Source organism: Novosphingobium album (ex Liu et al. 2023) (genome assembly GCF_029076845.1).
GTDB lineage: Bacteria > Pseudomonadota > Alphaproteobacteria > Sphingomonadales > Sphingomonadaceae > Novosphingobium.
This window is the reverse complement of the sequence record NZ_JARESE010000013.1, coordinates 1-22,332: the sequence shown is the minus strand read 5'-3', so window position 1 is coordinate 22,332 and position 22,332 is coordinate 1. Positions and strand designations below refer to the sequence as shown.

Annotated in this window: 19 protein-coding genes; 15 read left to right on the top strand and 4 right to left on the bottom strand. The window is 67.5% G+C overall.

Annotated elements, in window-relative coordinates:
• Nucleotides 1-17: 17 nt before the first annotated feature.
• The 8 genes from PYV00_RS05035 to PYV00_RS05000 are packed head-to-tail and all read left to right on the top strand — an operon-like array spanning nt 18 to nt 7,246.
• Nucleotides 18-677 carry a hypothetical protein gene (locus PYV00_RS05035; protein ID WP_275227182.1) on the top strand — a complete coding sequence of 220 codons (660 nt, stop codon included), beginning with the start codon at nt 18-20 and terminating at the stop codon, nt 675-677.
• Nucleotides 674-2,002 carry a DUF4350 domain-containing protein gene (locus tag PYV00_RS05030; protein ID WP_275227181.1) on the top strand — a complete coding sequence of 443 codons (1,329 nt, stop codon included), beginning with the start codon at nt 674-676 and terminating at the stop codon, nt 2,000-2,002. Before PYV00_RS05035 ends, PYV00_RS05030 begins: the two co-directional genes overlap by 4 nt.
• A complete protein-coding gene (locus PYV00_RS05025; RefSeq protein ID WP_275227180.1) occupies nt 1,999-2,967 on the top strand; it encodes an AAA family ATPase in 969 nt (322 codons plus the stop codon). Before PYV00_RS05030 ends, PYV00_RS05025 begins: the two co-directional genes overlap by 4 nt.
• 5 nt (nt 2,968-2,972) lie before the next feature.
• On the top strand, nt 2,973-4,301 hold the full coding sequence (locus tag PYV00_RS05020) for a DUF58 domain-containing protein (protein WP_275227179.1): 1,329 nt from the start codon (nt 2,973-2,975) through the stop codon (nt 4,299-4,301).
• Entirely contained in the window at nt 4,298-5,326 is a 1,029-nt protein-coding gene (locus tag PYV00_RS05015; RefSeq protein WP_275227177.1) for a stage II sporulation protein M, read from the top strand. Before PYV00_RS05020 ends, PYV00_RS05015 begins: the two co-directional genes overlap by 4 nt.
• Nucleotides 5,323-6,249, top strand: coding sequence for an RDD family protein (locus tag PYV00_RS05010; RefSeq protein ID WP_275227176.1), 927 nt, complete (start codon nt 5,323-5,325; stop codon nt 6,247-6,249). Before PYV00_RS05015 ends, PYV00_RS05010 begins: the two co-directional genes overlap by 4 nt.
• Nucleotides 6,250-6,254: 5 nt before the next feature.
• Nucleotides 6,255-6,722 carry a GNAT family N-acetyltransferase gene (locus tag PYV00_RS05005; protein WP_275227189.1) on the top strand — a complete coding sequence of 156 codons (468 nt, stop codon included), beginning with the start codon at nt 6,255-6,257 and terminating at the stop codon, nt 6,720-6,722.
• Complete coding sequence (locus tag PYV00_RS05000; protein ID WP_275227175.1) at nt 6,719-7,246, top strand: GNAT family N-acetyltransferase; 528 nt, start codon at nt 6,719-6,721, stop codon at nt 7,244-7,246. The genes PYV00_RS05005 and PYV00_RS05000 overlap by 4 nt, the downstream gene beginning before the upstream one ends.
• A 6-nt stretch (nt 7,247-7,252) precedes the next feature.
• On the opposite strand, the gene PYV00_RS04995 is transcribed toward PYV00_RS05000, so the two are convergent.
• On the bottom strand, nt 7,253-8,260 hold the full coding sequence (locus PYV00_RS04995) for a zinc transporter ZntB (protein ID WP_275227174.1): 1,008 nt from the start codon (nt 8,258-8,260) through the stop codon (nt 7,253-7,255).
• A 101-nt stretch (nt 8,261-8,361) separates the two neighbouring features.
• On the opposite strand from PYV00_RS04995, the gene ispG reads away from it, so the two are divergent.
• Genes ispG through PYV00_RS04980 form a run of 3 tightly spaced genes read left to right on the top strand, consistent with a single transcriptional unit; the run spans nt 8,362 to nt 10,382 of the window.
• Nucleotides 8,362-9,534 (top strand): flavodoxin-dependent (E)-4-hydroxy-3-methylbut-2-enyl-diphosphate synthase, encoded by a 1,173-nt coding sequence (gene ispG / locus PYV00_RS04990; RefSeq protein WP_275227173.1) that lies wholly within the window; start codon nt 8,362-8,364, stop codon nt 9,532-9,534.
• Nucleotides 9,521-9,769: a hypothetical protein gene (locus PYV00_RS04985; protein WP_275227172.1), complete on the top strand. Its 249-nt coding sequence runs from the start codon at nt 9,521-9,523 to the stop codon at nt 9,767-9,769. The genes ispG and PYV00_RS04985 overlap by 14 nt, the downstream gene beginning before the upstream one ends.
• A gap of 52 nt (nt 9,770-9,821) precedes the next feature.
• Nucleotides 9,822-10,382 (top strand): retropepsin-like aspartic protease family protein, encoded by a 561-nt coding sequence (locus PYV00_RS04980; RefSeq protein WP_275227171.1) that lies wholly within the window; start codon nt 9,822-9,824, stop codon nt 10,380-10,382.
• Between the two features lie 10 nt (nt 10,383-10,392).
• On the opposite strand, the gene PYV00_RS04975 is transcribed toward PYV00_RS04980, so the two are convergent.
• The 3 genes from PYV00_RS04975 to rpoB form a co-directional block, all read right to left on the bottom strand.
• Complete coding sequence (locus PYV00_RS04975; RefSeq protein WP_275227170.1) at nt 10,393-10,527, bottom strand: hypothetical protein; 135 nt, start codon at nt 10,525-10,527, stop codon at nt 10,393-10,395.
• A gap of 200 nt (nt 10,528-10,727) precedes the next feature.
• Nucleotides 10,728-15,011 (bottom strand): DNA-directed RNA polymerase subunit beta', encoded by a 4,284-nt coding sequence (rpoC, locus tag PYV00_RS04970; RefSeq protein WP_275227169.1) that lies wholly within the window; start codon nt 15,009-15,011, stop codon nt 10,728-10,730.
• A gap of 88 nt (nt 15,012-15,099) precedes the next feature.
• Nucleotides 15,100-19,287, bottom strand: a complete 4,188-nt coding sequence (gene rpoB, locus PYV00_RS04965) for a DNA-directed RNA polymerase subunit beta (RefSeq protein WP_275227168.1) — start codon at nt 19,285-19,287, stop codon at nt 15,100-15,102.
• A 328-nt stretch (nt 19,288-19,615) separates the two neighbouring features.
• Here rpoB and PYV00_RS04960 point away from each other — a divergent pair, with 328 nt between their 5' ends.
• From PYV00_RS04960 to PYV00_RS04945, 4 genes are all read left to right on the top strand, one after another.
• A complete protein-coding gene (locus tag PYV00_RS04960) occupies nt 19,616-20,908 on the top strand; it encodes a hypothetical protein (protein WP_275227167.1) in 1,293 nt (430 codons plus the stop codon).
• A gap of 200 nt (nt 20,909-21,108) precedes the next feature.
• Entirely contained in the window at nt 21,109-21,267 is a 159-nt protein-coding gene (locus tag PYV00_RS04955; protein WP_275227166.1) for a hypothetical protein, read from the top strand.
• A 19-nt stretch (nt 21,268-21,286) separates the two neighbouring features.
• Nucleotides 21,287-21,835: a DUF2975 domain-containing protein gene (locus PYV00_RS04950; protein ID WP_275227165.1), complete on the top strand. Its 549-nt coding sequence runs from the start codon at nt 21,287-21,289 to the stop codon at nt 21,833-21,835.
• Nucleotides 21,835-22,065 carry a helix-turn-helix domain-containing protein gene (locus tag PYV00_RS04945; protein WP_275227164.1) on the top strand — a complete coding sequence of 77 codons (231 nt, stop codon included), beginning with the start codon at nt 21,835-21,837 and terminating at the stop codon, nt 22,063-22,065. Before PYV00_RS04950 ends, PYV00_RS04945 begins: the two co-directional genes overlap by 1 nt.
• Nucleotides 22,066-22,332: the final 267 nt, after the last annotated feature.

Genomic DNA, 22,332 nt, shown 5'->3' with positions numbered 1-22,332 from the left:
GTGCCACCTAGACCTGCGTGAAGGTTGACGGCGCACAGATCGCGGGATCGACCGCCGCCCGGGACGCCGCCAGCGACTGGGAGGCCGTGCGCGGCTCCGCCGATATCCAGTACGCGCCGCTGCCGCCCGTGCAGGCGCCCGAGCCGCCGGGCTGGCTGCAGGAACTGGGCCGGCTGCTGGCGCGCCTGCTGCGTCCGCTGGGCGAGTTCCTGGGCGTTTCCGCGCCGGTGATCGAAAAGATCCTGATCGCGCTGGCCGCGTTGCTGGTGCTGTTCCTGCTCTGGCGGCTGCTGCTGGCGCCGTGGCTCGAGCGGAGGCGGATGCCGCGCGATCCGGCGGCGGCCGACTGGGCCCCCGGCCATGCCGAGGCGCTGGCGCTGCTGGAGGATGCCGATCGCCTGGCCGCCGAAGGCCGCTATGGCGAAGCGACGCACCTGCTGCTGCGCCGCAGTGTCGGCCACATCGCGCAGGCGCGGCCCGACTGGCTGATCCCGGCGACCACCGCGCGCGAGATCGCCGCGCTGCCGGCCTTGCCCGAACGCGCCCGCCTGGCCTTCACCGCGATCGCCACGCGGGTGGAGCGCAGCCTTTTCGCGCTGCGCGCGCTGGACGCGGAAGACTGGCGCGCGGCGCGCGCGGCCTATGCCGATTTCGCGCTGGCCGGGCTCGGCGGATGAACGCGGGCGCACGTCCCGCGGGCGGCGCGATCGAGGCGGGGGCGAATCCGTTCTCGCTGCGCGCGGTGCTCGCGCTCGTGGTGTTCGGCGCGCTGGTCTTCCTGGCATTGCTGTGGATGATCGCGACCGGCACCGGCATGGGCTCGACCAATGACGGTGGCGAGCATGTCGAGGGGCGGGGGCTCAACGGCTATGCCGCGCTGGCGAGCCTGCTGGAACGGCGCGGCCATATGGTGCGCCGCAGCCGGAACGAGGGGGCTTTCCAGAAGAACGGCCTGCTGGTGCTCACGCCGCCGCTGTTCACCTCGCCCGACGCCGTCGACAAGGCGATCGCCGCGCACCGGAGCTGGGGGCCGACGCTTCTCGTCCTGCCCAAGTGGATGGCGGTGCCGGCCAAGCCCGCGCAAGTGCCCGGCGCGAAGCCTGGCTGGGTGGTGATCGGCGGCGCGCTGTCACCGGCATGGGGCAACGACGTCCCGGCTCTGGGCAATCTGGACCTGAAGGTGGAGAAAGTGCCGGCCAGCAAGGCGGGCTGGGTGGGGTTCGGCCGGGCCGGGCGACTGCCAGATCGGCGCGGCGTGCAGACGCTGTCCTCGGGCCGGATCGTGCCGATCGTGCGTGACGGACGCGGCCAGGCGCTGGCCGGCTACCTCGACGATGGCTCCGCCTTCGCGGACCTCTCCGCCGCCGCCGGGCGCGAACCGGAGCACGAGAACGAGACGGACTATTGGCCCGTCGTCGTCGTCGCCGAACCCGACCTGCTCGACAACTTCGGCATGGCCGACAAGGACCGGGCCCTGGCCGCGCTCTCGCTGGTCCGCGCCGCGACTGGGGGGGAAGCGCTTCCGATCGTGTTCGACATGACGCTGAACGGCCATGCGCGATCGGCCAACCTGCTGACGCTGGCCTTCACACCGCCGTTCCTGGCCGCGACGCTGTGCCTGCTGCTGGCCGCGCTGGCGGCGGGCTGGCGCGCGTTCCTGCGGTTCGGCCCGGCCCGCCGGCCGGATCGCGCGATCGCGTTTGGCAAGCGGGCGCTGGTGGCCAATTCGGCCGGGCTGATCCGGCGGGCGAAGCGCCTGCACCTGCTGGGCGGCCCCTATGCTGACCGCGCCCGTGAGCGCATCGTCCAGGCGCTGGCCTTGCCGCGCGAGGCGGATCCGGGCCGGACCGACGCGGCGATCGACAAGGCGCTGGCCGCGCGCGCCACCGGGGCGATATCGTTTTCCGAAACCACCGCGCGGCTGCGCAAGGCCCGCGCGCCGCACGATCTCATCAGGGCCGCGCTGGATCTCCACGCGCTCGAAAGGACGCTTATCCGATGACCCAGACTCTGACGCTCGACCAGGTCGGCCAGCTTGCCGAGATGATTCGCGGGGAAATCGCCAAGGCCGTGGTCGGCCAGGTGGAAACGGTCGATCACTTGCTGATCGCGCTGCTGGCGCGCGGCCATGTGCTGCTCGAAGGTCCGCCGGGCACGGCCAAGACCTTCCTTGCGCAATGCTTTTCGGCCACGCTGGGGCTCGATTTCAGCCGTATCCAGTTCACCCCGGACCTGATGCCGGGCGATATCCTGGGCTCCAACCTGTTCAACTTCCAGACCAGCCAGTTCACCCTCACGCGCGGGCCGATCTTCTGCGACCTGCTGCTGGCCGACGAGATCAACCGCACCCCGCCCAAGACGCAGGCCGCGCTGCTTGAGGCCATGCAGGAACGCCGCGTCACGCTGGACGGCACCGCGCACTTGTTGCCCGCGCACTTCATGGTGGTGGCGACGCAGAACCCGATCGAGAGCCAGGGCGTCTATCCGCTGCCCGAAGCGCAGCTTGACCGTTTCCTGTTCAAGCTGCTGATCGCCTATCCCAGCCACGAGGAAGAGCGCGCCATCGTCACGCGCTTCGGCGAGAACCGGGGCCTGCCCGATCCGCGCGAGCTGGGCATCGAGACGGTGGCCAACGCGCAGATCCTCGATGCCGCCGTCGCCGCGGTCAAGGCGGTGACGCTGGCCGAAAGCGTGGTCGATTATGTCGTCCGGCTGGTCCGCGCCACGCGCGAAAGCCCCGACTTGTCGAGCGGCGCCAGCCCGCGCGCCGCCGTGCTGCTGGCCGGTGCCGCCCGCGCCCGCGCTGCGCTGGACGGGCGCGACTATGTCGTGCCCGATGATGTGAAGGCGCTGGCCACCTCGGTCCTGCGCCATCGCCTGCTGCTCAGCCCCGCCGCCGAGATCGAGGGCAAGCAGGTGGAAGCGCTCGTCGCCCAGCTTGTCGAGCAGACCGAGGCGCCGCGCTAGGGCCGATGGCGCCGCGTTTCGCCCTGATCGTGCCGACCCGGCGCGCGGCGGTGGTGCTGGCGCTGGCGGCGCCGGTCGCGCTGCTGGTCGCGGCGGTCGCGCCGGGGGCGTGGATTGCCGCGCCGGCGCTGGGCGGCATGATTTTCCTGCTGGTGCTGGCCGACGCGCTGGCGGCGGGCGGCTTGCGCGAATTCCGGGTGCTGGCGCCCGGCGATGTCGAGGTGGGCGCGTCCGAACACTTCACCGCGCAGGCCAGCTTCAGCGGTGGGCAGCGCGCGCGGGTCGATAGCATGATCGCCTGCGATCCGCGCCTCGCGCCCGGTGGGCGCTACGCCATCGCGCTTGCTGGCGCGGGCCGCGAGGCGGCGGGCAGCGCCGGGTTCCAGCCCTCGCGCCGGGGCACCGGGCGCATCGGCCAGGCCTGGCTGCGCTGGAGCGGCCCGCTCGGCCTCGGCGCGCGCCAGCGCGTGGTGGACGTCGATATCGAGGTGCGCGTCTGGCCCAATATCGGCGATGTGCGCTCGCCTGCCTTGCAGACGTTCCTGCGCGATGCCCAGTTCGGCCTGATCGCCCGGCGCATCCGGGGCGAGGGCACCCAGTTCGAAGCGCTGGCCGAATACCAGCCGGGCATGGACCGCCGCCGGATCGACTGGAAAGCCTCGGCCCGCCACGTTCATCTCTATGCCAAGGAGAACGAGACCGAGCGCAACAATCCCATCGTCTTCGCGTTCGATTGCGGCCAGACGATGTGCGAGCCGATCGCCGGGATGCCGCGCATCGACCGCGCGGTTTCCGCCGCGCTGGCCACCGCTTACGTCGCGCTCAAGGGCGGGGACCGGGTCTCGCTGTTCGGCTTTGCCTCGCGGCCCGAAGTGATGACACCGTTCATCACCAGCGCGTCCGAATTCCACCGCCTGCAACGCGCCGCCGCGACGCTCGATTACCGCGCGGAGGAACCCAACTTCACGCTGGCGCTGGCGACGCTGGCGGGCCGGCTGCAGCGCCGCTCGCTGATCGTGGTGTTCAGCGATTTCACCGATCCGACCAGCGCGGAACTGATGATCGAAAGCATCGGCCGGCTGGTTTCCCGCCACCTCGTGCTGTTCGTCACGCTGGCCGACGAGGAACTGGAGGAGTTGTCGGGCGCGCGCCCGGCCGATCTGCGCACGCTGTCGATGGCGGTGTCCGCCGATCTGCTGCTGCGCCAGCGCGCGCTGGTGACGCGGCGGCTCAAGCAGCTGGGCGTCGATGTGATCGAGGCGCCCTGGCGGCAGGTCGGCACGCGGCTGATCGACGCCTATCTGGCGATCAAGCGTTCGGGAGCGATCGGATGACGGCGGTTTCGGGGATCGAGGCCATCCAGGCCGCGGCGCTGCGATCGGACCGCTTCCGGCTTGAGCGCGAGGCGGACTGGAAGCGGCTGGAAGCGATCGTCGCGCTGATGGAAAAGGGCCGCCTGCGCCGCGTTTCGGACGATGACCTGCTGGCGCTGCCGGGGCTTTACCGCACGGTCGCCTCCAGCCTGTCGATCGCGCGCGAGACCTCGCTCGATGCGGCGACGCTGGCTTACCTCGAATCGCTGGTGCAGCGCGCCTGGTTCGTGGTCTATGGCCCCCGCTCCTCGCTCGGCTCGTGGCTGCGCGGGTTCCTGGGCGGCGGCTGGAGCGCCGCTGTGCGCGCGATCGGGCTCGATCTGTTCATCGCGCTGTGCGTCATGGTCGCGGGCACGATGGTCGGCTGGCTGCTTGTCGCCAGCGATACCGAATGGTTCTATGCGCTGGTGCCTTCGCAATTCACCGACGCGCGCGTGCCGGGCGCCAGCGCGCAGGTGCTGCGCGGCACGCTGTTCGGCAACGACGGGCAGAACGGGCTGGGCGCCTTTGCCGCCTATCTGTTCAGCAACAACGCGCAAGTCTCGATCCTGGCTTTCGCGCTGGGCTTTGCCTTCGGGGTGCCCTCGCTGATGCTGCTGGTGCAGAACACGGCTGTGCTGGGGGCGATGCTGTGGCTCTATCACGGCGCGGGGCTGACGCTCGATTTCGTCGGCTGGCTTTCGGTCCATGGCACGACCGAGCTGTTCGCGATCCTGCTCGCGGGCGGGGCGGGGCTGCACATCGGCCGGGCGATGGCCTTTCCCGGCGAACGTCCGGTACTGCAGGCCGCATCCGAAGCGGGGCGCCGCGCCGCGCAAGTCATGGCGGGCGTGGTGCTGATGCTGGTGGTGGCCGCGCTGCTCGAAGGCTTTGCCCGCCAACTGGTCGACAACACGCCCAGCCGCCTTGTCATCGGCGGCTTCATGCTGTCGTTCTGGCTGGCCTATTTCTTCGCCTTCCGGCGCCAGGGCGCGGACGCGGCATGAGCACCAGGGCCATCCCGACGCGCCTGCGCCGCACCAATCGTGACCGGATCATGGTGACGCCCGAAGGCATCGCGCTGCCCGTCACGGTGGCCAGCCGGGGATCGCGCGCGGGCGCGCTGCTGATCGACCTCATGCTGATCGGCGTGCTGATGATCGCGACCACGGTGACGCTGATCTATGTCGCCGGGGGTCTAAGGGGGATCAATGAGCGGATGGCAAGCGCGGCGCCGGCGATGCGCGCGCTGGAACTGCTGGTGGTCTTGTGGACCATCCTGATGTTCCTGTTCCGCAACGCCTATTTCCTCTATTTCGAACTGGGGCCGCGCGGCGCGACGCCGGGCAAGCGGCTTTCGGGCATCCGCATCGCCGCGCGCGACGGCGGGCGGCTCACCGCCGAGATGGTGATCGCGCGCAACCTGCTGCGCGATATCGAGCTGTTCCTGCCGGCGGTGTTCCTCGCTTCGGCCGGGGCGGACAGCGGCGCGGCCTGGATCGCGGCGACGGCCTGGTTCCTGATCTTCGCGCTGTTCCCGCTGTTCAACCGCGATCGCCTGCGCGCGGGCGACGTGATCGCCGGCAGCTGGGTGGTCGAGACGCCCCGGCGCAAGCTGGAAGCGGCGATGTCGCTGGCGGCCGCGCCTGGCGAGGCGCTGGCGCCGGTGGCCGAGGGGAAGTACCGTTTCGACGATGCCGAGCTGGCGGTCTACGGCGAATACGAATTGCAGACGCTGGAGCGCGTGCTGCGCGAGAAGCGCGCGGCCTCGATCGAGGCGGTCTATCTCGCCATTTCCGGCAAGATCGGCCGCAACGATGGCTGGAACGATGAGCGCGCGTTCCTCGAAGCCTATTACACCCAGTTGCGCGCCCGGCTCGAAGCGGCCATGCGCATGGGCCGGCGCAAGGCCGACAAGTTTTCGGACTGATGAAGATGATCGTCTCATTGCGGATTTGCGAGGATGACCTGACCGGGCCACAGGTGCTGGCGCTGCTGCGGATGCACCTTGATGAAATGCATCAGTGGTCGCCCGCGTGCAGTGTCCATGCCATGCCGGCCGAGCGGCTGCGCCAGCCGGACGTGACGTTCTACACCGCCTGGGATGGCGACCGGCTGGCCGGCTGCGGCGCGCTCAAGCACCTGGACGCGCGCCATGGCGAGCTGAAATCGATGCGCGCCGCGCCCGAATATCGCGGCAAGGGCGTGGGCAAGGCGATCCTGCTGCACTTGCTCGCCGCAGCGGCCAGCCGCGGTTATGCCCGCGTCAGCCTGGAGACCGGGCGGCCCGAGCCGTTCCACGCCGCGCAGGCGCTCTATCGCGCGCATGGCTTCACCGAATGCCCGCCGTTCGCCGACTATGTGCTCGATGATTTCAGCCTGTGCATGACGCGGGCGCTATGACCGGGCCGGCCATCCAGCTTCGCCCCGCCACCCCGGACGATGCCGCCGCCGTGGCCGCGCTGGGCCGCGATGCGTTCTGCGCCGCTTTCGCGCATCTCTATGCGCCGCACGATCTCGCCAGCTTCCTGCAGATCGCGCATACGGAGGCGAACGTGGCCCGGGAGATCGCCGATCCGGCGATGTGCATCCAGCTTGCCGAACGCGACGGGGCGCTGCTCGGCTTCTGCAAGCTGGCCATGGCCTGCGGCTGGCCGGACCACGCGCGCGGGAAGCGGGCGATCGAGCTGAAGCAGATCTACCTCGATCCCGCGCGGACCGGCGGCGGTGTCGGCGCCCGGCTGATGGACTGGGCGATCGGGCAGGCGCGTGGCAGCGGCGCGGACGAGATCCAGCTTTCGGTCTGGAGCGGCAACCACGGCGCGCAACGCTTCTATGCGCGCTATGGCTTCATCAAGATGGCCGACATCGAATTCTGGGTGGGCCGCCAGTGCGACGCCGAATTCCTGTTCGCGGCCCTGATCTGATCGGCCCTAGAACCACTTCCAGTAACGGAACAGGGCAAGCTGCACACCCAGGATGGCGGCGCAGATCAGGGCGACGATCCAGAAGGCGCTGTGATGCGTCGCGCCGGGAATGCCGCCGACATTGATGCCCAGAAGGCCGGTCAGGAAGGTCAGCGGCAGGAAGATCGCGGCCACGATCGTCAGCAGGTATTGCGTGCGCGACGATCCGGCCAGCGCGCGGGCGCGGATGTCGTCCTGCAGCACCAGCGCGCTTTCCTTGCTGATATCCAGATCGTCGAGGCAGCGCGCCAGCCGGTCGATCGATTCGGCGATCTCGCGCCGGTCATGGCTCTCGAACCACGGCGGGGCGGTGCTGGCGATCTTCTCCAGCGCTTCGTGCTGGGGCGACATGTGGCGCTTCAGCGCCAGGCAATTGCGCCGGATAGTGGTGATCCGTGCCAGCATATGGCCGGTCTCGGTATGGTCCTCGATATCCTCCAGCTCGTCGATCGCCATGTTCATGTCGACGATCGCATGGTTCATCTGGTCGATCAGGTGCTCGGTCAGCGAGGTGATGAGCGATCCGGCGTCAAGCGGGCCGATGCCTTCGTCGATCTCCAGGCAGATGGTGCGCGGCGTCTGCAACGGCAGGCGGCGCAGCGTCACCAGCCGGCGGCCGTCGCACCACAGCTGCATCGAAACCATGTCTTCCGGCTCGGCGCCGGCGTTGAAGTTGATCGCGCGCAGCGTCGCGACGATCGCGTCCTGCTCGCGAAAGGCGCGCGGGCGGGTCTGGTCGCTGGTGAGCAGTTCCGCCGTCGGCTCGGGGATCACCAGCGTTTCCTCCAGCCATTCGGCAAGGCCGGGCCAGGTGCGGTCGAGATGAATCCACAGCACTTCGCTGTCGACGACGGGGCGCCAGGAATCGACCTCGTCCCAGCTGATCGGCCGTCCGCCGCCTTCGCCATCAAGCACGCGGCCGAAAAGAAGGGGCCCCTGTTTATCGGCTTCATCAGTCAGCGAAGGGTCGCTCATCGCCGATCCATGCCCGAAAAGCGGCCGCTGGGGAAGGCGGGGCAACGAACCATGCGCGCTGCGCCTTTCGCCTTTCACACCAAGCGCCTATAGAGGCTGCCATGTCATCCATACGCCCCTGGCGCGATATCGAGCGCCGCAAGAGCCGCCAGATCATGGTCGGAGCCGTGCCCGTGGGCGGCGACGCGCCGATCACGGTCCAGACCATGACCAACACGCCCACGTCCGACGCCGGCGCGACGATCGACCAGATCCGCCGCTGCGAGGATGCCGGGGCGGACCTGATCCGGGTGTCCTGCCCCGATGTCGAGAGCACCACGGCCTTCCGCGAGATCGTTCGCGCCGCGCGGGTGCCGCTGATCGCCGACATCCATTTCCACTACAAGCGCGCGCTGGAAGCGGCCGACGCGGGCGCGGCCTGCCTGCGCATCAATCCCGGCAACATCGGCTCGGACGAGCGCGTGGCCGAAGTGGTGCGCGCGGCCAAGGCCAACGGCTGCGCGATCCGCATCGGCGTCAACGCCGGCAGCCTTGAGAAGGACTTGTTGGAAAAGTACGGCGAGCCTTGCCCCGAGGCGCTGGTCGAATCGGCGCTCGATCATATCAAGCTGCTGCAGGACCACGATTTCCACGAATACAAGGTGGCGGTGAAGGCCAGCGACGTGTTCCTGGCGGTCGCCGCCTATCAGGGGCTGGCTGATGCGGTCGATTGCCCGCTGCACCTGGGCATCACCGAGGCGGGCGGGCTGATCGGCGGCACGGTCAAGTCCTCGATCGGCATCGGCAACCTGCTCTGGGCGGGGATCGGCGATACCATCCGCGTCTCGCTTTCGGCCGAGCCCGAAGAGGAAGTGCGCGTCGGCTTCGAGATCCTGAAGTCACTGGGCCTTCGCACGCGCGGCGTGCGGGTGGTCTCGTGCCCCTCGTGCGCGCGGCAGGGCTTCGACGTGATCCGCACGGTCGAGGCATTGGAAAGCCGGCTCACCCACATCAAGACGCCGCTGTCGCTTTCGGTGCTGGGCTGCGTCGTCAACGGTCCGGGCGAAGCGCGCGAGACCGATATCGGCGTGACCGGCGGCGGCAACGGCAAGCACATGGTCTACCTCTCGGGCGTGACCGACCACCATGTGCAGAGCCAGGACATGCTCGATCACATCGTCGCGCTGGTCGAGGCCAAGGCGGCCGAGATCGAGGCGGAGATGTCCGACGCCGGGCACGCCGGGCACGCCGGCGCGGTGGCGGACTACGCGGGCCAGGCCGATGCGGCGGAGTGATCTGGCGAAAGCCACCCCGGCGGCGGGGCTGGGGGCGGGCGCGGTGGGCGCATTGGCGCTGGGCTCGTTCGCGCTGGGGGCGATCGCCATGGGCGCGGTCGCGATCGGCGCCATGGCCATCGGCCGCCTGTCGATCGGCAAGCTGCGCCTGCGCGATGCGCATGTCGAGCGCCTGCGCATCGGCGCGCTCGAGGTCGAGGCGCCGCCCGCCGCCGGCAGCGAAACGCCGGGCTGACGGCGCTTGCCCTTTACGCGCGCTTAAGCCCTGAAGGCTTATCCTTGCGCCCATGCGCAAGGGTTCGGTTCTGTTGCTGCTGGGATGCGGCCTCCTGCTGGGCTGGATGACGCCCGATCTGGCGCGACCCGGCGGCTCGCCCACGCTGACCGGCACGTTCCCGGAAAAGAGCACGGCTCCGGCCGCTCTTGCTTCCCCTGCCGCCGCCACCACGCGCGCCTCGCGCCGTGAGGCCTGGTTGACCGGCGAGACAGTGCTGGACCGGCAGCCCGACGGGCATTTCTATGCCGAAGTCTCGGTCGAATCGCATCCCGCCCGCTTCCTCGTCGATACGGGCGCCAGCATCGTCGCGCTCACCGCCGAGGATGCCCAGGACATGGGGCTGGAATGGAACGACAGCGATCTGGTGCGGATCGGCCAGGGCGCGAGCGGGCCGGTCTATGGCGTGCCGGTGGTGCTGGACCGGGTGGAACTGGGCGGGTTCGAGGCGCGCCAGGTGCAGGCCGCGATCGTGCCGGACGGGCTGGGCGTATCGCTGCTCGGCCAGTCCTTCCTCTCCCAATTGCGCGGGGTGGAGATCGATGGCGACCGAATGATGCTCGGCGGAAGCTGAGCGCGGCGGCTCAGCGGCTCGCTTTTTCCAATGCGATCGCCGCCGGGGCCGCGCCATGCGCCTGCGCGGGCAGCGTGCCGGCCGTGATCACGAACGCGGTCATGGCCAGCACCGAGGCGATCGCGGCGCAAGTGACGGAGGACATCGGGCGAGGCATCGAAACAATCTTTCGCAAGTCAGCAATCATCCGCGCACTATGCCGCATTGCAGCATGATAGGCCATGTCGTTCGTCGAACGGGATCGTGTCCCTGTCGAGATGGCCGCTGTTCGCCAGCCTGAACGGAAAAGCCCCGCCGGATCGCTCCGACGGGGCCTTCTGGTTTCTTGCGACGGAGCGCGGAGGCTTATTCGGCCTCGTCGCTCTTCAGCAGGTAGTCGCCCGCGTCGGCGTCGGTGCCGTGGGTCTCGCCCTCGACCGCCGCCAGCGCATCGTCACCCAGATCGTCACGCGGATCGCGGCGCAGCTCGGCCGCATGTTCCGCCGCCGCCGTTTCCGGCGCGATCAGCGATTCCTGCAGCTTGCGGTACTGCGCGCGCAGCGCGGCATCGCGGCTGGAGGCGGCGACGCGCACGCGGTTCATGCCCGCGCCTGTGCCCGCCGGGATCAGCCGGCCGACGATCACGTTCTCCTTGAGGCCGATCAGCGAGTCCTTCTTGCCCTCGACCGCGGCCTGCGTAAGCACGCGCGTGGTTTCCTGGAACGAGGCCGCCGAGATGAACGAACGCGTCTGCAGGCTCGCCTTGGTGATGCCCAGCAGCACCGGCTTGCCTTCCGCCGGCTTCTGGCCGGGGGTGAGCTTGGCGTTGTATTCGTTCATTTCCTCGTAGTCGACCTGCTCGCCCGCCAGCAGCGTGGTGTCGCCGCCGTCGGTGATCTCGACCTTCTGCAGCATCTGGCGAACGATCACCTCGATGTGCTTGTCGTTGATCTTCACGCCCTGAAGCCGGTAGACTTCCTGGATTTCCGCCACGAGGTATTCCGCCAGCGCCTCGACGCCGAGGACTTCGAGGATATCGTGCGGATCGGGCGAGCCCGAGATCAGGTTGTCGCCCTTCTTGACCCAGTCGCCTTCCTGAACGTCGATCACCTTGGACTTGGGGATCAGGTATTCCACCGGATCGCCTTCCTCGGGAACGATCGCGATCTTGCGCTTGGCCTTGTAATCGCGAACGAACTCGATGCGGCCCGAGGTCTTGGCGATGATCGCGTTGTCCTTGGGCTTGCGCGCCTCGAACAGTTCGGCGACGCGCGGCAGACCGCCGGTGATGTCGCGCGTCTTGGCGGCTTCGCGGCTGGCGCGGGCCAGGATGTCGCCCGCCTCGACCATCTGGCCGTCCTCGACCGAGATCGTCGCGCCCGGAGCGAGCATATAGCGCGCCGCCTCGCCCGAACCTTCATCGAGCAGGGTGATGCGCGGACGCAGATCCTCCTTCTTGGACCGGCTGGACGAGCGGTTCTCGGTGACGACGCGGCTGGACATGCCGGTGGCATCGTCGGTCTGCTCGGTCAGCGTCTTGCCGTCGACCAGATCCTGGTACTTCACGATGCCGCTCGTCTCGGTGATGATCGGCAGGGTGAACGGATCCCATTCGGCCAGGCGTTCGCCTTCCTTCACCGTCGCGCCATCGGTGTGCAGCAGCACGGTACCGTAAGGCACGCGGTGGATGGCGCGCTCGCGCCCTTCGGTGTCGATCACCACGATCTCGCCGTTGCGGGCCAGCGAGAGGCGGCGGCCGCGCTTGTCGACGATGGTCGGGATGTCACGGTATTCCACCGTGCCGTCCGCGATCGATTCGAGGTGGCTGGTCTCGTTGACCTGCGCCGCGCCGCCGATGTGGAACGTACGCATGGTCAGCTGCGTGCCCGGCTCGCCGATCGACTGCGCGGCGATCACGCCCACCGCCTCGCCGATGTTGACCGGGGTACCACGGGCCAGATCGCGCCCGTAGCACTTGCCGCAGACGCCCTGCGTCGCTTCGCAGACCAGCGGCGAACGGATGCGCGCGGCCTGGATGCCGGTGGCCTCGATCGCGGCGACCGCCGCTTCATCGAGCAGCGTGCCGTTGGCGGCGACCACGTTGCCTTCCTTGTCGACGATATCCTCGGCCAGGGTCCGGCCCAGGATACGCTCGGCCAGCGAGGCGATGGTGGAACCGCCCTGCACGATCGAGCGCATTTCCAGCGCGCGTTCGGTGCCGCAATCGTCGATCACGACCACGCAGTCCTGCGACACGTCGACCAGGCGGCGCGTCAGGTAGCCCGAGTTCGCCGTCTTGAGCGCGGTGTCGGCCAGGCCCTTGCGGGCGCCGTGGGTAGAGTTGAAGTATTCAAGGACGGTCAGGCCCTCCTTGAAGTTCGAGATGATCGGCGTCTCGATGATCTCGCCCGAAGGCTTGGCCATCAGGCCGCGCATACCGGCAAGCTGCTTCATCTGCGCCGGCGAACCGCGGGCGCCCGAGTGGCTCATCATGTAGATCGAGTTGATCTGCGCCATGCGGCCGGTTTCGGGATCGCGGGGCTGGGCGCGGATCTCGTCCATCATGGCGTTCGCCACCTGATCGCCGCAACGGCTCCAGGCGTCGATCACCTTGTTGTACTTTTCCTGCTGGGTGATCAGGCCGTCCTGGTACTGCTGCTCATAGTCGGCCACCAGCGCCTTGGTCTCCTCGACCAGGGCCACCTTGCTGTCCGGGATGATCATGTCGTCCTTGCCGAACGAGATGCCCGCCTTGAACGCGTGGCGGAAGCCCAGGCTCATGATCGCGTCGGCGAACAGCACCGTGTCCTTCTGGCCGGTGTGGCGGTAGACCTGATCGATGACGTCGCCGATCTCCTTCTTGGTGAGGAGGCGGTTGACCACGTCGAAGGGCACCGTGTGGCTCTTGGGCAGGCATTCGCCGATCAGCATACGGCCCGGCGTGGTCTCCAGCCGGCGCATGTAGGTATTGCCGGCCTCGTCGGTCTGCGGCACGCGGCTGGTGATCTTCGAATGCAGCGTGACCGCGCCGATGTGCAGCGCCTGGTGCACTTCGGCCATGTCGGACAGCAGCATACCCTCGCCCGGCTCGCCATCGCGATCCATCGACAGGTAATAGAGGCCCAGCACCATGTCCTGCGAAGGCACGATGATCGGCTTGCCGTTGGCAGGCGACAGGATGTTGTTGGTGCTCATCATCAGCACGCGCGCTTCCAGCTGGGCTTCCAGCGAGAGCGGCACGTGGACGGCCATCTGGTCACCGTCGAAGTCGGCGTTGAACGCCGAGCAGACCAGCGGGTGAAGCTGGATCGCCTTGCCTTCGATCAGCACCGGCTCGAACGCCTGGATGCCCAGGCGGTGAAGCGTGGGCGCGCGGTTCAGCAGCACGGGGTGCTCGCGAATCACCTCGTCCAGGATGTCCCAGACTTCCTTGCGTTCCTTCTCGACCCACTTCTTGGCCTGCTTCAGCGTCATCGACAGGCCCTTGGCGTCGAGCCGGGCGTAGATGAACGGCTTGAACAGCTCGAGCGCCATCTTCTTGGGCAGGCCGCACTGGTGCAGCTTCAGCTCCGGCCCGGTGACGATCACCGAACGGCCCGAATAGTCGACGCGCTTGCCGAGCAGGTTCTGGCGGAAGCGGCCCTGCTTGCCCTTGAGCATGTCGGACAGCGACTTCAAGGGACGCTTGTTGGCGCCGGTGATGACGCGGCCGCGGCGGCCGTTGTCGAACAGGGCGTCGACCGCTTCCTGCAACATGCGCTTTTCGTTGCGCACGATGATGTCCGGCGCGCGCAGCTCGATCAGCCGCTTCAGACGATTGTTGCGGTTGATGACGCGGCGATAGAGGTCGTTGAGGTCCGAGGTCGCGAAGCGGCCGCCGTCGAGCGGCACCAGCGGGCGCAGTTCGGGCGGGATGACCGGGACGACGTCAAGGATCATCCATTCGGGGCGGTTGCCCGAATCGATGAACGATTCGACCACCTTCAGGCGCTTGATGATCTTCTTGGGCTTGAGTTCGGACTTGGTGGTCTCAAGCTCCTGCAGCAGGTCGGCGCGTTCCTGCTCGAGGTCCAGCGACATGAGCATGTGCTTCACCGCCTCGGCGCCGATGCCGGCCGAGAACGAATCCTCGCCATACTCGTCCTGCGCGTCGAGCATCTCGTCTTCGGTCAGCAGCTGGTACTTGTCGAGCGGGGTCAGGCCCGGCTCGATCACCACGTAGCTTTCGAAGTAGAGGATGCGCTCAAGCTGCTTCAACTGCATGTCGAGCAGCAGGCCGATGCGCGAAGGCAGCGACTTGAGGAACCAGATGTGCGCGACCGGCGCAGCCAGTTCGATATGGCCCATGCGCTCGCGGCGCACCTTGGTCACGGTCACTTCGACGCCGCACTTCTCGCAGACGACTCCCTTGTACTTCATGCGCTTGTACTTGCCGCACAGGCACTCGTAGTCCTTCACCGGGCCGAAGATGCGCGCGCAGAACAGGCCGTCGCGCTCGGGCTTGAACGTGCGGTAGTTGATCGTCTCCGGCTTCTTGATCTCGCCGAAGGACCAGGAGCGGATGCGCTCGGGGCTGGCGAGACCGATCTGGATCTGATCGAAAGTCTCGGGCTTGGCCATCTGGTTGGTGAATTTGGTCAGGTCGTTCATGGTTCAGTCCTCGCCTGGAGGGAAAATTCGTGGGCGGGAAAGGGAAGGGCGCCTGTGTGCCTGCGCCCTTCCCTGATTTCCGGGCCCGTTACTCCGCCGCTTCGGCCAGATCGCCGTCGGGATCGTTCTCGTCGGTGAACGAGGACAGCTCGACGTTGAGGCCCAGCGAGCGCATTTCCTTGACGAGCACGTTGAAGCTCTCGGGAATGCCGGCCTCGAAGGTGTCGTCGCCCTTGACGATCGCTTCGTAGACCTTGGTGCGGCCGACCACGTCGTCGGATTTCACCGTCAGCATTTCCTGCAAGGTATAGGCCGCGCCATAGGCCTGCAGCGCCCAGACCTCCATTTCGCCGAAGCGCTGGCCGCCGAACTGCGCCTTGCCGCCCAGCGGCTGCTGGGTGACGAGGCTGTAGGGGCCGATCGAGCGGGCGTGGATCTTGTCGTCGACCAGGTGGTGCAGCTTCAGCATGTAGATGATGCCCACCGTCACCTTGCGGTCGAACGCCTCGCCGGTGCGGCCGTCGAACAAGGTCGACTGGCCCGAACGGTGCAGCCCGGCCAGCTCCAGCATCTCGGCGACGTCGCTTTCGTGCGCGCCGTCGAACACCGGAGTGCCCATCGGCACGCCGTTGACGAGGTTGCCGGCCAGCTCGACGATCGAGGCGGTGTCACGCGCGTCGATATCGGTGTGGTACTGCGGCCCGTAGATCGTCTTCAGCCGTTCGCGCACCGCTTCGGGCGGAGCGCCCGCCTCGGGGTTCGGATTGGCCTGGCGCCATTCCTCCAGCGCCGCCTTGACCTGCTGGCCCAGGCCGCGCGCGGCCCAGCCCAGGTGGGTCTCGAAGATCTGCCCGACGTTCATGCGCGAGGGCACGCCCAGCGGGTTGAGCACGAGATCGACCGGGGTGCCGTCCTCCAGGAACGGCATGTCCTCGATCGGCAGGATGCGGCTGATGACGCCTTTGTTGCCGTGACGGCCGGCCATCTTGTCGCCCGGCTGCAGCTTGCGCTTCACCGCGACGAAGACCTTGACCATCTTGAGCACGCCCGGCGCCAGCTCGTCGCCGCGCTCGAGCTTTTCCTTGCGGTCCTCGAACTTCTCCTGGATCGCCTTGACGGTCTCGTCGTACTGGGCCTTCACCGCTTCGAGCTGCGACTGCATGTGATCGTCCGCCACGGCGAACTTCCACCATTCGTGACGCTCGGCCTCGGCGAGCACCTCCTCGGTGATCTCGACGCCCTTCTTGATGCCCTTGGGCGCGGCCGCCGCGACCTGGCCGATCAGCATCTCGCGCAGGCGGTTGTAGGTCGCGCGGTTGAGGATGCCGCGCTCGTCCTCGCGGTCCTTGGCGAGGCGTTCGATCTCCTCGTTCTGGATCGCGCGGGTACGATCGTCGATCTCGATACCGTGGCGGTTGAACACGCGCACTTCGACGATCGTGCCCGAAACGCCCGGCGGCAGCCGCAGCGAGGTGTCGCGCACGTCGCTCGCCTTTTCGCCGAAGATGGCGCGCAGCAGCTTTTCTTCCGGCGTCATCGGGCTTTCGCCCTTCGGCGTGATCTTGCCCACCAGGATATCGCCCGGATGCACTTCGGCGCCGATGTAGACGATGCCCGCCTCGTCGAGGTTGCGCAGCGCTTCCTCGCCGACGTTGGGGATGTCGCGCGTGATGTCTTCCGGCCCCAGCTTGGTGTCGCGGGCCATCACCTCGAACTCCTCGATGTGGATCGAGGTGAAGACGTCGTCCTTCACGATCCGCTCGGAGATCAGGATCGAGTCCTCATAGTTGTAGCCGTTCCACGGCATGAACGCGACGAGGCTGTTGCGGCCCAGCGCCAGCTCGCCCAGGTCGGTCGACGGGCCGTCGGCGATGATGTCGCCGGCCTGGATGATGTCGCCCACCTTCACCAGCGGACGCTGGTTGATGCAGGTGTTCTGGTTGGAACGCTGGAACTTCTGCAGCGTGTAGATGTCCACGCCCGACTTGCCCGGCTCGATGTCGCCCGAGGCGCGGATGACGATACGGGTGGCGTCGACCTGGTCGACCACGCCCGAACGCAGCGCCGAGATCGCCGCGCCGGAATCGCGCGCCACGGTCTCTTCCATGCCGGTGCCCACGAACGGCGCGTCGGCCTTGACCAGCGGCACCGCCTGGCGCTGCATGTTCGATCCCATCAGCGCGCGGTTGGCGTCGTCGTTTTCCAGGAACGGAATGAGCGAGGCGGCGACCGAGACGAGCTGCTTGGGCGAAACGTCCATCAGCGTCACGTGATCGCGCGGCGCCATGACGAATTCGCCGCTGTCGCGCGCGGAGATCAGCTCCTCGACGAAGGAGCCGTCGGCATTGGTTTCGGCCGAGGCCTGCGCGACGGTGTGCTTCTGCTCCTCCATGGCGGAGAGGTAGACCACGTCCTTCGTCACCTTGCCGTCGACCACCTTGCGGTACGGCGTCTCGATGAAGCCGTACTTGTTGACGCGGGCAAAGGTCGAGAGCGAGTTGATCAGGCCGATGTTCGGGCCTTCCGGCGTTTCGATCGGGCAGATGCGGCCATAGTGCGTCGGATGAACGTCGCGCACTTCGAAGCCCGCGCGTTCACGGGTAAGGCCGCCCGGCCCGAGCGCCGAGACGCGGCGCTTGTGGGTCACTTCCGACAGCGGATTGGTCTGGTCCATGAACTGCGAGAGCTGGCTGGAGCCGAAGAACTCGCGCACCGCGGCCACGGCGGGCTTGGCGTTGATCAGGTCGTTGGGCATCACGGTCGAGACGTCGACGCTCGACATGCGCTCCTTCACCGCGCGTTCCATGCGCAGCAGGCCGACGCGGTACTGGTTTTCCAGCAGCTCGCCAACCGAACGCACGCGGCGGTTGCCGAGGTTGTCGATGTCGTCGATCTCGCCCTTGCCGTCCTTCAGGTTCACCAGTTCCTTGACCACGGCGAGGATATCCTCGGTCCGCAGCGTGGTGACGGTGTCCTCGGCATCGAGGCCCAGGCGCATGTTGAGCTTGACGCGGCCCACGGCCGAAAGGTCGTAGCGGTCGGGATCGAAGAACAGGCCGTCGAACAGCGCTTCGGCGGTTTCCTTCGTCGGCGGCTCGCCGGGGCGCATGACCTTGTAGATCGCTTCCAGGCCCATGTCGCGATTTTCGGCCTTGTCGGCCTTCATCGTGTTGCGGATCCACGGGCCGGTGTTGACATCGTCGATGTCGAGCAGGTCGATCTGGTCGATCCCCGCCTTGTCGAGCGCCTCAAGGTTCTCGGGGGTGATCTCGTCGCCCGCCTCGATCCAGATGCGGCCGGTCGATTCGTCGATCAGGTCGCGCGCGGAGAAGCGGCCGAAGATTTCCTCGGTCGGGATCAGCAGTTCGGCCAGCCCGTCCTTCTGCGCCTTGTTGGCGGCGCGCGGGCTGATCTTCTGGCCTGCCGGGAAGATCACTTCGCCCGATGCGGCATCGACGATGTCGAACGTCGGCTTCGAACCGCGCCAGGCTTCGGGCACGTAAGGCAGGCGCCAGCCGCCGCCGGTGATGTCGCTCGCGCCGCGCCGCCAGGTGACCTTGTCATAGAAGTAGTCGAGGATCTGCTCGCTATCGAGGCCCAGGCCGTAAAGCAGCGCGGTGACCGGCAGCTTGCGCTTGCGGTCGATACGCACGTTGACGATGTCCTTGGCGTCGAATTCGAAGTCCAGCCACGATCCGCGATAGGGGATCACGCGCGCGGCGAACAGGAACTTGCCCGAAGAGTGGGTCTTGCCCCGGTCATGATCGAACAGCACGCCCGGCGAACGGTGCATCTGCGAAACGATCACGCGCTCGGTGCCGTTGACGATGAAGGTGCCGTTCTCGGTCATGAGCGGCATGTCGCCCATGTAGACGTCCTGCTCCTTGATATCGAGGACGGAGCGGGTCTCGGTCTCGGCGTCCACCTCGAACACGATCAGGCGCAGCGTGACCTTCATCGGCGCCGCGTAAGTGATGCCGCGCTGGCGGCACTCGGTGGTGTCGTACTTGGGATCTTCCAGCTCGTAGTGGACGAAGTCCAGCTCGCTGGTGCCGGCGAAGTCGCGAATCGGGAAGACCGAGCGCAGCGTCTTTTCCAGGCCCGAGACATAGCCGGTCGCGGGGTCGGAGCGCAGGAACTGCTCGTAGGATTCGCGCTGGACCTCGATGAGGTTCGGCATCTGGACGACTTCGTGGATGTCGCCGAAAATCTTGCGGATACGCTTCTTCGCCGAGCGGCCGTTGGGGCCGGTGGGTTCGAGGGGCTTGGTCGCCATAAGGGGGTCTTGGCCTCTTCGCTGCATTGGGGCCGGAAAAACGGTCCGGCCGGAACATGGTCTCGATCACGCATGGGCTCCGCCGGGACGAAGCCATCCGAAACACGAAAAGGCCGCCTGGCGCGCACGCATTCCGCAAGGAATCGTCCGGCCCGCAGCCTTGTGCGTCAGATGAAAAACCCGAAAGCGCTTCCTTCCTGGACAGATCCCCGCGCATGGACCCGTCTTGCTCGAAGCGCCGAGCAGATCGCGATATAGGATCGCCAGGGCGGTCTGTCAAACCGTGCGCGGCATGGCATAAGCGCGGGCGATGCCGATCCCGTCCCCAGTGCCCGAACCCGTGATGGTCGACCGCGTGCGCGGCGATCATACCGGCCTTGTCATTCCCGCGCACGAAGCGGCGCTGCGCGAGGATGGCGCGGCCTTCCTGACGCGCGCCTTTCGCGCCTTCGGCGCGCTGGCCGATGACAATGCCGTCACCCGCATCGTCCGGCTCGATCGCTGTCCGGGCGGCAGCACCGGCGCCAAGTTCTTCCTCACCGTGGCTTATGCCCGGTCCGATCCCGCGCTGAAGACCGAGCTGTTCGTCAAGTTCTCGCGCGATTTCGCCGATGTCCGCCGCGATCATCCCGGCCGCTATGAAATGGCCAGCGAAGCGCCGTTCATGGCGCTGTCGCGCCGGCCGGGCTTTCCCATCGCGGTCGCCGAAGCGTGCTTTGCCGATTACGAGATGGCGACCGGCACCGGCCTCGTCATCACCGAGCGCGTACCTTACGGCGAAGGCCGGATCGAGCCGCACCGGCCCAAGACGCTCGATTTCCAGACGATGGACGATCCGCTGCCCTATTACCGCGCCACCGTGACCGCGCTGGCCCGGCTGGCCGGCGCGCACAAGTCCGGCCGGCTTTCGCCCGACATCGAGGCGGAGTTTCCCTTCGATCGGGTGGCCGGCAGCGCCGATCCGATCCGCTACGACGCGGCGGCCTTGCGCGCCGAGCTGGCCTATTGCCGCGACTTCGTGCTGGCGTGCCCGCAGCACTTTCCCGACGACGTGCGCGATCCCGCCTTCCTCGATCGCATGGCGCGCGAGGCGCTGCACATCCGCGAGCACGAGGCGGCAATCCAGCACTTCCTGACCGGCGATCCGGCGATGATCGCGCTGTGCCACTGGAACGCGCATATCGACAACTGCTTCTTCTGGCGCGAGGGCGCCGCGCTGCGCTGCGGGCTGATCGACTGGGGGCGGGTGGGCCAGATCACCTTCGGCTCGGCGCTGTGGGGCGGGCTGAGCGCGGCGCATCACGATATCTGGGACCGGCACCTGGACGAGCTGCTCGCGCTGTTCGCCAGCGAATACCAGCGGGCCGGCGGGCCGGCGATCACGGTTGCGGCGCTGGAACGCCACCTGATGGTCCATATCGCGACGATGGGCGTGGCGCGCGTGCTTGCCTTTCCCGAGATCGTCACCTTCCGCTGCCCGCAAGTCGCCGGGGCGAGCGGGCCGCGCGATCCGGCGATCCTGGCGATCGACCCGGCGCGCAATTGCCTGCACGTCTTCACCGTTTTCCTCAAGCTGTGGGCGCGGCGCGATTTCGGGGCCAGCGTGGCGGCGATCCTGTGACCGGCGCCGGGCTGTGCTGATCCGGCCCTGCCATGCGCGAGTCACGGATTTTCGCGCGTTTGGGCTTGGGGCATATCGATTTTCGGCCTGCCGATTTCCGCAAAACGATGTGTGATATATTGTTTTTCGATATTATCGTTTGACAGTAAGCCGAATCGGACTTATTGAATATCGATATCAAGCATATCGGAGAACGAACAATGACTGCCACTACCGCCAACCGCCCGCTCGCCGTCCTCCTGGCCGTCGCCCTGATGGCCACGTTCTGGACCGCGACCCTGTCCAACCCCGCCCAGCACCAGAGCGAAAGCGTGCCGATGGCCCTGGCCAGCCCCGCTTCCGCCCCGGTCCTGATGTAAGCAGAAAGGGAACTCCGCCATGGTCTCGATCACCCGCGATCCGCTTCTGGCCATTGCCAAGGGCGTGCTCTATTTCCTCATGGGGATCACGGCGTTCGCGGCCGCCGTCTGCCTTGTCGCCATCCCGGCGCTGTTCATCTTCCAGAACGACATCGCCGGCGAACTGGCCAGGGACGCGCCGGGGCTGGCCATGCCCCAGTTGCTGACCGCGCTTGGCCTGGTGCTGCTGCTGGTCATCGGGCTGATGGCCGCGCTGTTCCGCATCTTCCTGCTGTTGCGCCGCATCGTCGATACGGTGGGGCAGGGCGATCCCTTCGTGCCGGAAAACGCGCGCCGGCTGACGCAGATGGCCTGGCTGAGCCTGGGCGTGCAGCTGATCTCCCTGCCGATCGGCGCGATCGGCCTGTGGATCGCGCGGGCGACCGAGGGCACGGACACCAATGTCGATGTCCACGTCGATGGCGGCCTGTCCGGCAACGGGCTGCTGCTGATGCTGATCCTGTTCATCCTGGCCCGCGTCTTCCGCCAGGGCGCCGCGATGCGCGCCGAGCTGGAGGGTACGGTCTGATGTCCGATGAGACCACCGAAGGCGGCGCGATCACCGTCAAGCTGGACGACCTGCTCCATGCCCGCCGCATGACGCTGACCGAACTGGCCGAACGCATCGGCATCACGCTGGCCAACCTGTCGATCCTGAAGACCGGCAAGGCCAAGGCGATCCGCTTTTCCACGCTGGAAGCGATCTGCCGCGAACTGGATTGCCAGCCGGGCGACCTGCTGGGCTACGAGCCGGGCTGAAGCGGAGGAGCGGCTGGTGCCGCAACGAAATGCGCTCTTCCGCGCATTTCCCAACAAACCACACCGATGGCCGGCCCGGCCATCGGTGTGATCACGTCCCGTCTTGCGAGCGCGCGCCTGGCGGCTAAGAGTCCCCGCGCAGGCATCAGGGGGCAGCGGTTCGATGAGCGAGGAAATGGGCTGGCGGCCGTTCGGGCCGCGCGTGTAGCGCGACGATTACGGAGTCCGGTCGGCGTCAATTTTGATGGCCGATAGGTGGCCGCGCCG

Excerpts from the sequence above, each read along its gene's own strand:
- PYV00_RS05030 (WP_275227181.1), top strand. The coding sequence starts at position 674 with ATGAACGCGGGCGCACGTCCCGCGGGCGGCGCGATCGAGGCGGGGGCG.
- PYV00_RS05025 (WP_275227180.1), top strand. The coding sequence starts at position 1,999 with ATGACCCAGACTCTGACGCTCGACCAGGTCGGCCAGCTTGCCGAGATG.
- PYV00_RS05020 (WP_275227179.1), top strand. The coding sequence starts at position 2,973 with ATGGCGCCGCGTTTCGCCCTGATCGTGCCGACCCGGCGCGCGGCGGTG.
- PYV00_RS05015 (WP_275227177.1), top strand. The coding sequence starts at position 4,298 with ATGACGGCGGTTTCGGGGATCGAGGCCATCCAGGCCGCGGCGCTGCGA.
- PYV00_RS05010 (WP_275227176.1), top strand. The coding sequence starts at position 5,323 with ATGAGCACCAGGGCCATCCCGACGCGCCTGCGCCGCACCAATCGTGAC.
- PYV00_RS05005 (WP_275227189.1), top strand. The coding sequence starts at position 6,255 with ATGATCGTCTCATTGCGGATTTGCGAGGATGACCTGACCGGGCCACAG.
- PYV00_RS05000 (WP_275227175.1), top strand. The coding sequence starts at position 6,719 with ATGACCGGGCCGGCCATCCAGCTTCGCCCCGCCACCCCGGACGATGCC.
- PYV00_RS04995 (WP_275227174.1), bottom strand. The coding sequence starts at position 8,260 with ATGAGCGACCCTTCGCTGACTGATGAAGCCGATAAACAGGGGCCCCTT.
- ispG (WP_275227173.1), top strand. The coding sequence starts at position 8,362 with ATGTCATCCATACGCCCCTGGCGCGATATCGAGCGCCGCAAGAGCCGC.
- PYV00_RS04985 (WP_275227172.1), top strand. The coding sequence starts at position 9,521 with ATGCGGCGGAGTGATCTGGCGAAAGCCACCCCGGCGGCGGGGCTGGGG.
- PYV00_RS04980 (WP_275227171.1), top strand. The coding sequence starts at position 9,822 with ATGCGCAAGGGTTCGGTTCTGTTGCTGCTGGGATGCGGCCTCCTGCTG.
- PYV00_RS04975 (WP_275227170.1), bottom strand. The coding sequence starts at position 10,527 with ATGTCCTCCGTCACTTGCGCCGCGATCGCCTCGGTGCTGGCCATGACC.
- rpoC (WP_275227169.1), bottom strand. The coding sequence starts at position 15,011 with ATGAACGACCTGACCAAATTCACCAACCAGATGGCCAAGCCCGAGACT.
- rpoB (WP_275227168.1), bottom strand. The coding sequence starts at position 19,287 with ATGGCGACCAAGCCCCTCGAACCCACCGGCCCCAACGGCCGCTCGGCG.
- PYV00_RS04955 (WP_275227166.1), top strand. The coding sequence starts at position 21,109 with ATGACTGCCACTACCGCCAACCGCCCGCTCGCCGTCCTCCTGGCCGTC.
- PYV00_RS04950 (WP_275227165.1), top strand. The coding sequence starts at position 21,287 with ATGGTCTCGATCACCCGCGATCCGCTTCTGGCCATTGCCAAGGGCGTG.
- PYV00_RS04945 (WP_275227164.1), top strand. The coding sequence starts at position 21,835 with ATGTCCGATGAGACCACCGAAGGCGGCGCGATCACCGTCAAGCTGGAC.